Origin of the sequence: Dermatophilus congolensis (genome assembly GCF_900447215.1) — a bacterium.
GTDB classification, from domain to species: Bacteria; Actinomycetota; Actinomycetes; order Actinomycetales; family Dermatophilaceae; genus Dermatophilus; species Dermatophilus congolensis_A.
Map to the genome: position 1 here is coordinate 1,463,828 of NZ_UFYA01000001.1, position 13,492 is coordinate 1,477,319.

The following is a 13,492-nucleotide window of genomic DNA, read 5'->3' on the forward strand; positions in this document are numbered from 1 at the left end:
CATCGGCCTCTTAGGCCCCACCACTGCGGGGCGGGCAGAAGGGGAAAATCACAGCGCAGGCTGTACCTCGGGCATGCGCGTGGCGCGGGAACGCTCCGCTTTAGGTGCGCGGTGCGCCAACTCTTCACGCAACCGGGCACGCCCTCGGTGGATCCGTGAACGGACGGTGCCGAGCTTAATGCCTAGAACGTCAGCGATTTCTTCGTAAGACAAGCCCTCGATGTCGCACAACACGACAGCAGCACGGAAGTCAGGAGCCAAGGACTCTAGCGCCCGCTGCACGTCGTCATCGAAATGATGCTGGTCCCATGCCTGTTCGGGGCCGCCACCGTGCGCGGGAAGCCGCGCAGCAGACTCTTCAGACAACGCATCGAAACGTATCCGCTGTTTGCGGCGCATCCGGTCCAAGAACAAGTTCGTGGTAATCCGATGCAGCCACCCCTCAAAAGTACCTGGGCGATAGGAGTCCAGATAACGGAACACCCGCACAAATGTGTCGTGTGTGAGGTCCTCAGCATCATGCGGATTACCAGTCAAACGGTAGGCAAGTCGATACACGCGCGCCGAGTGAGTCTCGACGATCTCTTCCCAAGACGGCGCGGCGTGCACGGCGTCCACGTCTGCGCACGAAGCAGGCGCAGCAGTCAAAGGGGCAGATGCACCAAAAGTCGACGAGGTAGGCACGGTCTCACGTCCTGTCTTGCAAAGGTTCGTTCCAAGACACACTCTGCCGGGACAACCTGGGCATCTCCTGTACGTTCGGTTGCGGTATGTGCACGGCGGGCTGAAAAGTTCCTGCACCACTTCCCCAAACTTCAACACCCCGCACAACGCCAGCCCCCTCACCTGCGCGCTCTGATGATTAAAGTGCTTTCTATGAGCGCGCAGAAGCCAGCAAGTTGGGTGTACACGGAAGAATTCATCTCCGACCTGCCCGTCATGGACGCTGCGCGGCGCCGCGGACACGAACTGGGCGCCACGCCCGTCTCCCCCGGTGTCGGCGCCACCTTGCGTGTTCTCGCTGCCGCGGCGAAAACACGCACCGCCGTGGAAATCGGCAGCGGCGCCGGAGTTTCCGGGCTTTACCTACTCCAAGGCATGCCTGCCGACGGAGTACTCACCACCATTGAACGCAACATGGAATGCCATAAAGCTGCCCGAACAACGTTCCGAGCCGCAGGCATCCCTACCCAACACACTCGTGCCATCAACGGAGATGCTCTCGACATGCTCCCTCGTCTAGCCGACCGCGGCTACGATCTGGTGTTCATCGACGGAGATGAAACCGAATACGCAGACTATGTGAGCCAAGCTGTGCGGCTGCTACGCCCCGGAGGGCTCTTGGTTATTGACGACATGCTTTGGCACGACCGGGTCTCAGACCCAGCCGCACGTGATGAAACCACCGTAAACCTGCGCGACCTGGGTAAAGAGCTCCGCGACGACGACAACCTTGAAGTCGCTCTTCTACCTGTGGGAGGTGGGCTACTCGTAGGCACCCGCCGCTAACCCAACACATTGATGTGGGGGGCGGGAAGACCAAATGGTCTTCCCGCCCCCCACATCAGTTTCGCGTCGGCCAAGCGATCACATGATCGTCACTCGAACGGCACTTCCGCACAGTCACGGATGGCCACACCGAGCGAAGCAGCCTCATCGGCAGTCATCTCAACGACAAGGCGTCCGCCACCCTCGATCGGCATACGAAGGACAATGCCACGACCTTCCTTGGCAACTTCCAACGGTCCGTCGCCGGTGCGGGGCTTCATAGCGGCCATGAGTTCCTCTTCCCTGGGTCACGTCGGTGCCCGAGCGCGATGCGGAGGCGACAGACAACCGCGCCATCTCACAAGTGGGCGGGCCACGTTCATCGAGACGGCCCAGCGCATCAGCACCTACTTGTACGCATCCATTATCTCCCGATAACTGCGCCGATTCGAAATTTTCCGATGAATGCGAGTGTCGACAGCAGCGAAACAGCCCCAGCACCAAGCCACAACAAAGAAACAGCCCCGCCTCCAAGGAAGCGGGGCTGTCATCGATCACGGCGGGTTATCGGCCGGCGGGGTGAACTGCCAGATATCCCAAATCCACCAGGCCTGGCTCAACAACCCGAACACCACCCATACAGCCGTCAGGGTCAGCAACCGTCGCTTTGTCAGACGTGGGCGTTTGAATGTCCACTTCCACCAGGTCACGGTGTCGGTGTGACTCTCCAATGGGTCTTCGCCAGGCTTACCCCAACCAGCGCCAAGCATGGGAATTACCCACGCAAACATCATCACCGCGTAACGGAAGATGCTGGTGGTCGGGTCCATCACGCCCCACAGATAGAGCGGATAGGCGAAACACCAAGAACGCAGCGCCAACCCCATGCCGCGACCCCAAGGGCCAAGCCCGATAGACCATGCAGCCACAAAAATGCCGACCATAATGATCGCGGTCAACGGCGCAAAGTCGGTGATGGTCCGGCTCACCCAGTCCCACCACGGCACGATCGGATAAATGTCATCGTAGGCACGCCAAGCTGTCATCGTGTCGGTGTAGCCAGTGATCTCGCCGGTGCCCATCCAGACAATCGCAGGCCACAACCAACCAGAAAGCCCACACCCCACCAGCGACCACAACATGGCCACGTACTCACCGCGCGAAATTTCTTTCCCAGGAGTATTACGCTCCCGCCAACGCGCGATCACACAGATCAAAGCAACAAGCCCCAGCGGCAGCGTGACCACACGAGTGAGTCCACTCACCACCGCCACAGTCCCGGCCCACACCCACTTACGCCGGTCCAAAGCCATCAATCCAAGAGTGAGCACCAACGTCCCGAGTGACTCGGTGTATGCCACCTGCAATGTGACTGACGTGATGCACGTAGACCACACAGTCACGCCTGCGAGCGCGACCAGCGGGCCAACCTTGGATCGCAAGAAGAAACCAATGACTACCGAGGCAGCGCCACCAACCACCAAAGACAACGTGGAACCAACAAGGGCAAAACTGCCACCTGTGATCGCCATGATGCCCCGAGTCAGCATCGGGAACATCGGATAGAACGCCCATGCGTTCTGCCACGGCTTACCAGTCCATGGATCCCGTGGAATCACCGATGGATAGCCATCTTCAACAATCTGCCGGTACCAGAACGCATCCCACAACACCGTCATACGCAAGTAGCCGGTCTCGTTCTCAAACCAGACCACATCTACCTGATGATGTCCGGTAACGATCAACATAATCGCCGAGATCAGACGAGCGATGACATAGACGCCGACAATCGCGCCAACAAAGTTAGGGGTGCGATCCAACCGCCAACGACTCTTCGGAGCCGCCTCGGTATTCGTCGCCACGGAGGTCACGTACTACTCCTTTTCTCCGCGCTCGGCGCGCTCAGCATCAGTAGTTACAGGCGCTCCCTCCGACGAAGAAGAGACGCGCGGAAAACGACGCACATTCCCCACATCAGGCACATCAGGCACATCAGGGGCTGGCGACGCCGTACCAGGATAGGCGTCACCACCCACACCAGCGCCCTCTGTGTTCACCAACGGCCTGTGCGCGGTTTCTTCCAAAGACATCCGAACCCGCTCCAACAGCGCATCCACCTGATCCATGCGATAGCCACGCACCGCCGTATCAAACCGCACACCATCAAGATCCGCACGCGTCAACGGCCCCTCCCCCGCCGCAGCCCACCCCCCAGCCGAAGACACCGGAGGAGGCATACATAGATCACTCCTGCCCCATCTACCGAGCACCGCAGCAACCGCAGCACCCAAAAGAACAATGACCGACACCACAAGTAAAACGATCACGACACTGATCGTCGCATGCCCGCAGACCGAATGAGCTCCACCGCGTGGGCAGGATCATCAGTCACCGTCACAAGTGACACCTCTTCAACAGAGATCACCCCAGCATCAACTAACGTGGTACGAATCCACTCCACCAAACCACCCCAAAAAGCAGACCCAATCAAAACAATCGGGAACCGAGTGATCTTGCCCGTCTGCACCAACGTCAACGCCTCAAACAACTCATCCAACGTGCCAAACCCACCAGGCAACACCACAAAACCTTCCGAATACTTCACAAACATCGTTTTACGCACAAAGAAGTACCGAAAATTCACAGCAATACCGACATACTCGTTCAAACCCTGCTCATGCGGAAGCTCAATACCCAACCCCACCGACGTGCCATCGGCAGTGCGAGCACCCTCATTCGCCGCCGCCATCGTGCCCGGACCACCACCAGTAATCACCGCATAACCCGCCTCAGCCAACAGCCGCCCCACCTCAACACCCCACCGGTAAGCATCACTCCCCCGCGACAACCGAGCAGAACCAAACACCGCCACCGCAGGACCCAACTCAGCTAACGACCCAAACCCCTCAACAAACTCCGCCTGAATACGCATCACCCGCCACGGATCGGTGTGCAACCAATCCGCAGCATCCCGCTGATCCAACAATCGCTGATCCGTCGTTGCCGACGGGAAATGCCCAGACCGATACTGGGCAGGACCACGGTGATACACGGAATCGTTCATGCCACGACGGTACTGACGCCAGCAGCGCCATACTGCTTAACGCTCAAACAACCGCAGCAGACTTCTCCAACGCCTTACCCACCTCACGGCGCACAACCTCAGCGATCTCCTCAACCAACTCACCATTCGTCGACGAAGCACGACGAGCCAACACAATCGACCGCGATGGTCCCTGCCCCGCAAACGGCCGCACCGACAACCCTGGTGTCACCGGCACCGGCGACACCGTCGCCAACCGCGGAAGCAACGTCACTCCCACCCCCGAAGCCACCATGTACCGCAACGTCTCCAAACTCGTGGCACGGAACCCAGCACGCTCCTGCGCCCCCACCGAATGACACACCTCCAACGCCTGATCACGCAGACAATGCCCGTCCTCAAGCAGCAACACATCTTCATCTGCCAACGCATCACTGACACTGGGCACCGGCCCCTCAGCGAAACGATGCCCCGCCGGCACAGCAAGATCAAAAGGCTCGGTGAACAACGGAGAAACCACCAACCCCGTCTCATCCGGAGGCACAGGAGAAGCAACAACAATCGCATCCAAAGACCCCGACAACAAACCCGCCACCAGGTCCGCGGTCTTCTCCTCCACCAGCAACAACTCAACCTCAGGAAGCGCTTCACTCAGCTGCTGCACCACATGCGGAAGCAAATACGGCCCCAGCGTCGGAAACACCCCCAACTTCACGCTTCCCGACCGCGGATTACGGGCTCGCTTAGCAAGCACTTCAATATCCCGCACCTCCCCCAACACGCTACGAGCCCGCTCAACCACCGCCTCCCCCGTAGCCGTGAACAACACCGACCGGCTCGACCTCTCGATGAGAGAAACACCCAAGTAGCTCTCTAGCTTCTTGATCTGCATTGACAACGTCGGCTGACTCACGTAGCACGCAGCAGCAGCACGCCCGAAATGACGCTGCTCATACAACGCCACCAAGTACTCAAGATCTCGGATGTTCATCGACGTCTCCTGGAAGAAAAAGAGCTACAACAAAATAGTGGTCGTGGCCCGCTTCCTCCCCAGCGAAGCGGGCCACGACTCGATCAAGGCACCAAAGACAGATTCGATCAAGGCACCAAAGACAGATCAGGCCTCAGCAGGAGCGCTCGTACGAATGAGATGATCGAAAGCACCCAGCGCAGCAGTAGCACCAGCACCAAAAGCAGTCACAATCTGCTTGTACGGAGCGACCGTGCAGTCACCGGCAGCGAACACACCTGGCACGTTCGTTGCACCGTGCTCGTCGATGACAATTTCCTTACGGCCAGACATCTGTACTGCCTCACCTAGCCATTCGGTGTTCGGCAGGAGACCGATCTGCACGAAGATTCCTTGCAAGTCCACGTGCTTAATCTCGCCAGTTGCGCGGTCTTCATAGTCCAGCCCCGTCACTGACGTGCCATCACCCAACACCTCACTGGTGCGCGCATTGAGAATAATGTCGACGTTCTCCAGACTGCGCAGCTTGCGCTGGAGCACCTCATCAGCCTTCATCTCCGGAAGGAACTCAAACAAGGTCACGTGCTCAACAACGCCAGCCAGGTCAATCGCAGCCTCAACACCTGAGTTACCCCCACCAACAACTGCGATGCGCTTGCCCTTGAACAGCGGGCCATCACAGTGCGGGCAGTTAGAGACACCCTTGTTGCGGTAGTCATCCTCACCAGGAATACCCATCTTGCGCCACCGAGCTCCCGTAGCCAAGATAACCGTCTTGCCCTTCAGCGAAGCATCGCCGAACTCGACCGTCACATAGCCGTCCTCACCAGCTGGCAGCAGTTTGGTTGCCTGCTGGTTCTTCACCACGGTGACGTCATACTGCTTCATGTGCTCCTGCAGGTCACCGGAAAGCTTCGGGCCTTCGGTGTACGGAACGGAGATAAGGTTCTCGATCGCCATCGTGTCATTGACCTGACCACCCAAACGGTCAGCCACCAAAGCCGTAGGAATGCCCTTACGTGCAGCGTAAATCGAAGCCGCCACACCGGCAGGACCTCCACCAACCACCAGCACATCAACCGGATCAACTTTGCCAAGCGCCTCAGCTGAACGCTGCGCGGCCCCTTCAGCATCAATCTTGGCCAGAATCTCAGCGGCTTCCATACGGCCCTGATCAAACAGCTCACCATTGAGGTAAACAGCCGGCACGGCCATGATGTTCTTCTCTTGAATCTCATCCTGGAACAGCGACCCCTCCACCGCTGTGTGCCGGATCCGAGGGTTCACCACACTCATCATGTTCAGCGCCTGCACCACCGTGGGGCAATTCTGGCACGTCAACGACATGTACGTCGTGAACTCGTAATCACCCTCCAGCGCCGCAATGGCACTCAAGAGCGCCTCATCCTCTTTCGGAGCACGGCCACCCACCTGCAGCAGAGCCAATACCAGCGACGTGAACTCATGCCCCATCGGCAAACCCGCGAACGTGACCGACACATCCGTGCCAGTGCGAACCACATCAAAGCTGGGCGTACGCGCATCCGTGCCGTCAAAACGAGCCGTCACTTTGTCAGACAACGCCGCGATCTCGTTCAGCAGATCCTTCATCTCACCCGACTTCGGGCGATCATCGAGCGTGGCAACCAACTCAATGGGCTGCTCCAACATCTCCAAGTACTGCTTCAACGACGCGGTCAGTGTGGAATCCAGGACGGACACGAAAAACTCCTTATCGCACTACGCGACCGGTGACGATCGCGGCTAAGAACGGCACACAACCCCCCATCAGGTCGCGTCCGGGTCACAAACAAGCCACTCACAAAGGCAGCAGAAGATTTCAGGTACAACGACGGCGGGCAGCCCCCCGCCACCCGCCGTCGTCGGCGCCGGTCACGTCAGAGAGAAAACCCTCATAACGCGGACCCGGTCGATCAGGTGTTACCTGATCAGATCTTGCCCACGAGGTCGATCGAGGGAGCCAAGGTGCTCTCGCCCTCTTCCCACTTAGCAGGGCATACCTCGTTGGGGTGCTTACGCACGTACTGGGCAGCCTTGATCTTGCGGATCAGCTGCTCGGCCTCGCGGCCCACGCCCTCCGGTGTGATCTCCAAGTACTGGATGACACCGTCGGGGTCAACGAGGAACGTGCCACGGTCGGCGACGTTGTCACCTTCGCGCATGTTCTCGAAGTTGTTGGTGATGACACCGTTGCGGTCACCCAACATGAAGTACTTAATCTTGCCGATCATCTCGGAAGCCTCGTGCCATGCCTTGTGCACGAAGTGGCTGTCCGTGGAAACGGAGTAGACCTCGACGTCAAGCTTCTGCAGCTCTTCGTAGTGGTCAGCCATGTCACCGAGCTCGGTGGGGCAGACAAAGGTGAAGTCTGCCGGGTAGAAGAAGAACACGGACCACTTGCCGAGAACGTCTTTGTCGGAAACCTCGACGAACTCACCGTTACGGAACGCAGTGGTCTCGAAAGGGAGGATCTTGGTGTTCAGGACGGACATGCTTACACCTCTCTGTTGGGATCGGCGCCTCCCCCACCGATGGACCCGCTACCGAAGCAGCGTTCCCGGGGAGAACTTCCGATAAAGAATCTATATGGAACAACCATGAAAATAAAGGCGAACTTGATTGAAATACGGCATCCCCACCATAGAAACCACCTATCCCCCCAGATGAACACCCCTCACTGCCCCAACCACCGACACAAAGCAGCCAACGCCCTGCGATAGTCCTCCACCGGCGCATGCTCATCAGCCTTATGCGCCAACAACGGATTACCCGGCCCAAAATTCACCGCAGGAACACCCAACGCCGAAAACCGCGCCACATCTGTCCACCCCTCCTTAGCCCGCACCAACAACGACGAAGCACCCAACGGATCCACCCCCGCAGCACCACCAGCAACCAACCCCCGCGCAACCACCTCATCCCACGAACACCCCACCACCGACTCAACAAACCCCCGAGCCACCTGCGAATCCAACCCCGGCCGAGCCCCCTCAGCAAGATCCGTCACCCGCACCTCAAACGGCGCAAACAACTCCCGCATCCGCTCCTGTGCCTGCTCACCAGACAAATCCGGCGCAAACCGATAATTCACCGTCACCACACACTCATCCGGCACCACGTTCCCAGCCGTACCACCACGCACACCCACCGCAGACAAACCCTCGTGATACGTCAACCCATCAACATCAACAGTCCTGACCTCAAACGAAGCCAACGCATCCAACACCTCCGCCGCCCGATGAATAGCATTCACACCCATCCACGGACGCCCCGAATGCGCCGCCACCCCCGGCACCACCACCTCACAACGCAACGTCCCCTTACAACCACCCTCCACCGCAACCGACGTCGGCTCCAACAACACCGCAAAATCCCCCACCAACAACTCCGGATGATCCGCCACCACATGCCCCAACCCATTCAGCGGCGCAGCCACCTCTTCATTGTCATAAAAGACAAACGTCACATCCCTATTGGGCTCAGGCACATCCAACGCCACCCGCAACTGCACCGCCACCCCACCAAGCATGTCCACCGTTCCGCGCCCCCACAGCTCCTCCACACCACTGCCCGACTGTTGAGCAGACACCCTCTTCGTCGGAACATTCCACCCAAACGGCCCCTCAACCGCCGGCACCGTATCTAGATGCCCCGCCAAAATCACCCGCTCATCCCGACCCAAATCCGTACGAGCCACCACCACATTCCCAAACCGCGACACTTCCAAATGCCCCGCCGAACGCAATAGCTCCTCCACCGCATCCGCCAACGGCCCCTCACACCCACTCTCAGAACCCACATCACACACCGCAGCAGTCAACGCAACAACATCAGCAGCAGGATCCAAACGAGGAGAAGTCATACCCGCCACCGTACCCACCACACACCAACACCTCCCCCACACCAACATCTACCAGCACCACGACCACTCTTCGACTCACTGGCCCTGCACCGCCCCTCCTGCCCTAGGCTTAACGCATGACTTCGCGATCCGCATGGGGATGGGGCCTAGCCACAGTCACCGACGACACGACCAAAACACCCGGACGCGTCCTCGACACGTGGTTCCCAACCCCCGCCCTCGGCACCCCCACCGAAGACCCCGCACCTGCTGAACTCACCGCACTTGAAAGCAGTGACCCAGCACGCAGCGTCACCACCCGCACCATCAAGGTAGAAATCGATCTCGACGCCCCACCCGCCGACACCCCCGACGCCTACCTACGCCTACACCTACTTTCACACCGCCTAGTAGAACCAAACAGCATCAACCTCGAAGGCATCTTCGCGGCCCTGCCCAACGTGGTCTGGACCAACCACGGCCCCTGCGAACCCGAAAACTTCGAAACCACCCGCCTGCGCCTACGCGCACGCGGCCCCGTACAAGTCCACAGCATCGACAAATTCCCCCGCATGACCGATTACGTCGTACCCTCCGGAGTACGCATCGGCGATGCCGACCGCATCCGACTCGGCGCCCACCTCGCCGCCGGAACCACCGTCATGCACGAAGGATTCGTCAACTTCAACGCTGGTACCCTCGGCAACTCCATGGTCGAAGGCCGCATCAGCCAAGGCGTCATCGTCGAAGACGGCTCCGACATCGGCGGCGGCGCTTCCACCATGGGCACCCTCTCCGGCGGCGGAACCCAACGCGTCCGCATCGGAAAACGCTGCCTCGTCGGCGCCGAAGCCGGCGCCGGCATCGCACTAGGCAACGACTGCGTCATCGAAGCAGGTCTCTACGTCACCGCAGGAACCAAGGTCACCCTCGAAGACGGCCGCATCGTCAAAGCCCGAGACCTCTCCGGCGTCGAAGGACTACTCTTCTTCCGTGACTCCACCGATGGCGCTGTGAAGGCAAAAGTCCGCAAAGGTAACGGAATTGCTCTTAACGAAGCGCTACATGCCAACGACTAACCCCGAAGAAGGCTCGCCCGCAGAAACCCCCTCACGGTCACGACGCCGCACCTGGATAGCAGGAGGCGTCGCTGTAGCCGTGCTGGTCGGCGGTGGCATCGCCGCCGTCGTCCAGCTCGGCGGGCCAGTCATTCTCCCCGGCAGCTGCATAGTGCAAGGCCAAGGCCAAGGCGACGCTCACGTGCGACTAGCACCCGAACAGGCATCCATCGCCTCCACCATCGGAGCAGTCACCGTAGAGCGAAAACTCACCCGACGAGCCGCAACCATCGCCATCGGCACAGGCATGCAGGAATCCAAACTCCGCAACCTCGCTCACGGCGACCGCGACTCACTCGGCGTGTTCCAGCAACGCCCAAGCCAAGGCTGGGGAAGCCCCAAACAGCTACAGGACCCCGTCTACGCCACCCGCGCGTTCTACGACAAACTGGTACAGATAAAGGGATACAAAACCCGTCCACTGACCGAAGTCGCCCAAGACGTGCAGCGAAGCGGGTTCCCGGACGCCTACGCACAGCATGAAACCGAAGCGATCACTCTCGCCGAAGCATTCATAGGAATCACCCCCCACGCGGTGACCTGCAAACTGAGCAACCGCAGCACCGTCACCCCCGCACCCACAATCGCGGCCGAGCTAGACCGAGCCTTCGGTACCAGCTCAGAAACACACGGCGGGGTTGTCTCCACTAAAACCCAAACAACGCAAGGAGCAGCAGCTATCGCCGCATGGGGCGTCGCTCATGCCGACGCATACGGCATCACATCCGTATCCCATGCAGGCCGAACCTGGAAACGCACTGAAGCGACCTGGGAAGACGATCCAGAAGGCGGCGGCCAAAAACAAAGCACCGTCATCCGAACCACTGGATAGTCACAAACACCAGGAGGGGCAGCAAGGAAACCTACTCCCCCCGCTGCCCCTCCATCGTTCTCAACACTGAGCTCAACACAACCGCGCAGCTGCTGCAGCAATACGCTCATCTGTGGCAGTCAACGCAATCCGCACATGGCCAGCACCGGCAGGCCCATAAAATGCACCCGGAGCCACAACCACTCCACGCTCAGCCAACGCAGACAGATCTTCCCAACAGTCACCGCTACGGCGAGCCCACACATACAGCCCCGCCTCGGAGTCATCAACAGTGAACCCGAACGCCTCAACCGCAGGTAACAACACGTCACGACGTGCACGATAAATTTCACGCTGCGCATCCACATGCGCATCATCTGCCAAAGCTGCGGCCATAGCAGCCTGCACCGGAGCAGGCATGATCATGCCCGAATGCTTCCGCACCTCCAGCAACGCCTTGACGATTTTCACATCGCCAGCAAGAAAACCAGCTCGATAGCCAGCCATATTGGACTGCTTCGACAGCGAATACACAGCCAAAAGCCCCTCATGGCTGCCACCACACACCCGCGGGTCGAGGATGCTTGGGACCGTAGCTGGCTGACCTGGCTCCGCAGGACCACCTAGCGCTGGAGTTCGCCAATCCAACTCGGCGTAGCACTCATCGCTAGCAACAACCACACCATGCTCCCGCGCCCACCTAACCAGCGCGGCCAGCTGCTCAGCAGGAGCAACCTTGCCCGTGGGGTTGCCTGGTGAATTCACCCACAAAAGGCGGGGCATCTGCCCTAACTCCGCCGGTTCAAAGGCAGCCACATCATCCACAGTGACCGAAGCAGCACCAGCTAACCGAGCACCGACGTCGTAGGTCGGGTATGCCAGCGACGGAAATGCAACGACATCCCCCGGGCCCAGGCCAAGTTGAGTAGGCAGCCACGCAACCAGTTCCTTACTCCCAACCAGAGGCAAAACCGCCTCCGGGTCAAGGTCAGGAACATTACGGCGCCGGGCGAACCACGTCGCAACAGCCTGTCGTACCTCACCAGAGCCATAGGTGAGCGGATACCCCGGAGCATCCGCGGCAACAATAAGTGCCTCCTGCACAACTCGCGGAGTCGGATCCACCGGTGTTCCCACCGACAAATCCACCAACCCACCTACGTGCTCACTAGCGCGTTTCCGGTACGGAACCAACGAGTCCCACGGGAAATCCGGAAGATTCCGAACTCCCACAGGCTGACCCAAAGAGTCAGTCATGCCAGTGCTCACTCCCCCTGCGGAGGAAGCGCCGCGATAAACTCGTGGTCTTTCTTAATAAGACCCAATTTGGCTGCGCCACCAGGGCTACCCAAATCATCAAAAAACTCGACGTTCGCCTTGTAGTAATCGCTCCACTCTTCAGGCACATCGTCTTCGTAGTAAATAGCCTCGACAGGGCACACCGGCTCGCAGGCACCGCAGTCGACACACTCATCAGGGTGAATGTAGAGCGAACGCTCGCCCTCATAAATGCAGTCGACAGGGCACTCCTCGATGCACGCCTTGTCCTTGACGTCGACGCACGGCTGGGCGATGACATAAGTCATTGTGAAGGAACCTCCTGGGAAACGGCGGATTTCGCCTTCAGGCGACCGGCAAAGGATATGCCGTGGCCGCATCTTCGCGGCCTCCGCTCCCCTCCAGCCTACGTCGACCTGAGCTCACCTGGACAATGGCCCATCAGTCGACCGAACGCATCTCGCCCCGATAAGTAAAAAGACCTGGCCCAACATCCACTGGCACCTCAACACGCACAACACTGCCAACAACGATGGTGTGGTCTCCACCCGGGTACTGCGCCCACAAACGACAATGAAACCGAGCTATCGCCACATCCAGACACGCCAGATCTTCTGTGGAACGGGTGTGATCAACCCGATCAAGCTGCCCGAAAGAAGGCCGACCAACCTCAGCGAAACGTGTTGCCAAATGCCGCGCTGATGCCGGCAACACATTGATAATCCAGTGTTTGCTCTCTAGCAGCGCTTCTAGACAACGCGCCTCGTTGTGTATAACAGCCAGCTGCAGGGGCGGATCCAGGGAAACCGAGGTAACCGAGTTCAGTGTCATGGCGAGGTCATGACGCCCATCGGTGGTCGTCAGCACAGATATTCCTGCAGCGACCCGCCTCATAGCGTGACGGTACTCGTCTGGGGCAACA

At 59.4% G+C, this 13,492-nt stretch carries 15 protein-coding genes; 3 read left to right on the plus strand and 12 right to left on the minus strand.

Annotated elements, in window-relative coordinates; genetic code table 11:
- Positions 1 to 48 precede the first annotated feature (48 nt).
- Positions 49 to 648, minus strand: a complete 600-nt coding sequence (gene sigE, locus DXZ77_RS06270; protein WP_115032668.1) for an RNA polymerase sigma factor SigE — start codon at positions 646 to 648, stop codon at positions 49 to 51.
- Between the two features lie 228 nt (positions 649 to 876).
- On the opposite strand from sigE, the gene DXZ77_RS06275 reads away from it, so the two are divergent.
- A complete protein-coding gene (locus tag DXZ77_RS06275) occupies positions 877 to 1,509 on the plus strand; it encodes an O-methyltransferase (RefSeq protein WP_028326480.1) in 633 nt (210 codons plus the stop codon).
- Between the two features lie 89 nt (positions 1,510 to 1,598).
- On the opposite strand, the gene DXZ77_RS06280 is transcribed toward DXZ77_RS06275, so the two are convergent.
- The 8 genes from DXZ77_RS06280 to dapE form a co-directional block, all read right to left on the minus strand.
- On the minus strand, positions 1,599 to 1,778 hold the full coding sequence (locus tag DXZ77_RS06280; protein ID WP_028326481.1) for a DUF3117 domain-containing protein: 180 nt from the start codon (positions 1,776 to 1,778) through the stop codon (positions 1,599 to 1,601).
- A 264-nt stretch (positions 1,779 to 2,042) separates the two neighbouring features.
- A complete protein-coding gene (locus DXZ77_RS06285; protein WP_115030785.1) occupies positions 2,043 to 3,359 on the minus strand; it encodes a putative hexosyltransferase in 1,317 nt (438 codons plus the stop codon).
- Between the two features lie 3 nt (positions 3,360 to 3,362).
- Entirely contained in the window at positions 3,363 to 3,815 is a 453-nt protein-coding gene (locus DXZ77_RS06290) for a DivIVA domain-containing protein (RefSeq protein WP_208304777.1), read from the minus strand.
- Complete coding sequence (locus DXZ77_RS06295; protein ID WP_115030787.1) at positions 3,812 to 4,552, minus strand: LOG family protein; 741 nt, start codon at positions 4,550 to 4,552, stop codon at positions 3,812 to 3,814. Before DXZ77_RS06295 ends, DXZ77_RS06290 begins: the two co-directional genes overlap by 4 nt.
- Positions 4,553 to 4,595: 43 nt before the next feature.
- Positions 4,596 to 5,522 carry a LysR substrate-binding domain-containing protein gene (locus DXZ77_RS06300; RefSeq protein WP_115030789.1) on the minus strand — a complete coding sequence of 309 codons (927 nt, stop codon included), beginning with the start codon at positions 5,520 to 5,522 and terminating at the stop codon, positions 4,596 to 4,598.
- Between the two features lie 126 nt (positions 5,523 to 5,648).
- Positions 5,649 to 7,223 (minus strand): alkyl hydroperoxide reductase subunit F, encoded by a 1,575-nt coding sequence (gene ahpF, locus DXZ77_RS06305; protein ID WP_220181605.1) that lies wholly within the window; start codon positions 7,221 to 7,223, stop codon positions 5,649 to 5,651.
- Positions 7,224 to 7,450: 227 nt separating this feature from the next.
- Positions 7,451 to 8,014, minus strand: coding sequence for an alkyl hydroperoxide reductase subunit C (ahpC, locus tag DXZ77_RS06310; protein ID WP_115030791.1), 564 nt, complete (start codon positions 8,012 to 8,014; stop codon positions 7,451 to 7,453).
- A gap of 182 nt (positions 8,015 to 8,196) precedes the next feature.
- Positions 8,197 to 9,384, minus strand: a complete 1,188-nt coding sequence (dapE, locus tag DXZ77_RS06315) for a succinyl-diaminopimelate desuccinylase (protein ID WP_115032674.1) — start codon at positions 9,382 to 9,384, stop codon at positions 8,197 to 8,199.
- Between the two features lie 116 nt (positions 9,385 to 9,500).
- Here dapE and dapD point away from each other — a divergent pair, with 116 nt between their 5' ends.
- Positions 9,501 to 10,442 (plus strand): 2,3,4,5-tetrahydropyridine-2,6-dicarboxylate N-succinyltransferase, encoded by a 942-nt coding sequence (dapD, locus tag DXZ77_RS06320; protein ID WP_115030793.1) that lies wholly within the window; start codon positions 9,501 to 9,503, stop codon positions 10,440 to 10,442.
- Positions 10,429 to 11,313: a hypothetical protein gene (locus tag DXZ77_RS06325; protein WP_115030795.1), complete on the plus strand. Its 885-nt coding sequence runs from the start codon at positions 10,429 to 10,431 to the stop codon at positions 11,311 to 11,313. Before dapD ends, DXZ77_RS06325 begins: the two co-directional genes overlap by 14 nt.
- 72 nt (positions 11,314 to 11,385) lie before the next feature.
- Here DXZ77_RS06325 and dapC read toward each other — a convergent pair whose 3' ends face one another.
- The 3 genes from dapC to DXZ77_RS06340 all read right to left on the minus strand — a co-directional run bounded on the left by dapC (position 11,386) and on the right by DXZ77_RS06340 (position 13,464).
- Positions 11,386 to 12,549 carry a succinyldiaminopimelate transaminase gene (gene dapC / locus DXZ77_RS06330; protein ID WP_115032675.1) on the minus strand — a complete coding sequence of 388 codons (1,164 nt, stop codon included), beginning with the start codon at positions 12,547 to 12,549 and terminating at the stop codon, positions 11,386 to 11,388.
- Between the two features lie 8 nt (positions 12,550 to 12,557).
- The gene (gene fdxA, locus DXZ77_RS06335; protein WP_028326490.1) at positions 12,558 to 12,878 is read right to left on the minus strand and encodes a ferredoxin; all 321 of its coding nucleotides are present in this window, start codon (positions 12,876 to 12,878) and stop codon (positions 12,558 to 12,560) included.
- Positions 12,879 to 13,011: 133 nt separating this feature from the next.
- Entirely contained in the window at positions 13,012 to 13,464 is a 453-nt protein-coding gene (locus DXZ77_RS06340; RefSeq protein WP_258553175.1) for a flavin reductase family protein, read from the minus strand.
- Positions 13,465 to 13,492 lie beyond the last annotated feature (28 nt).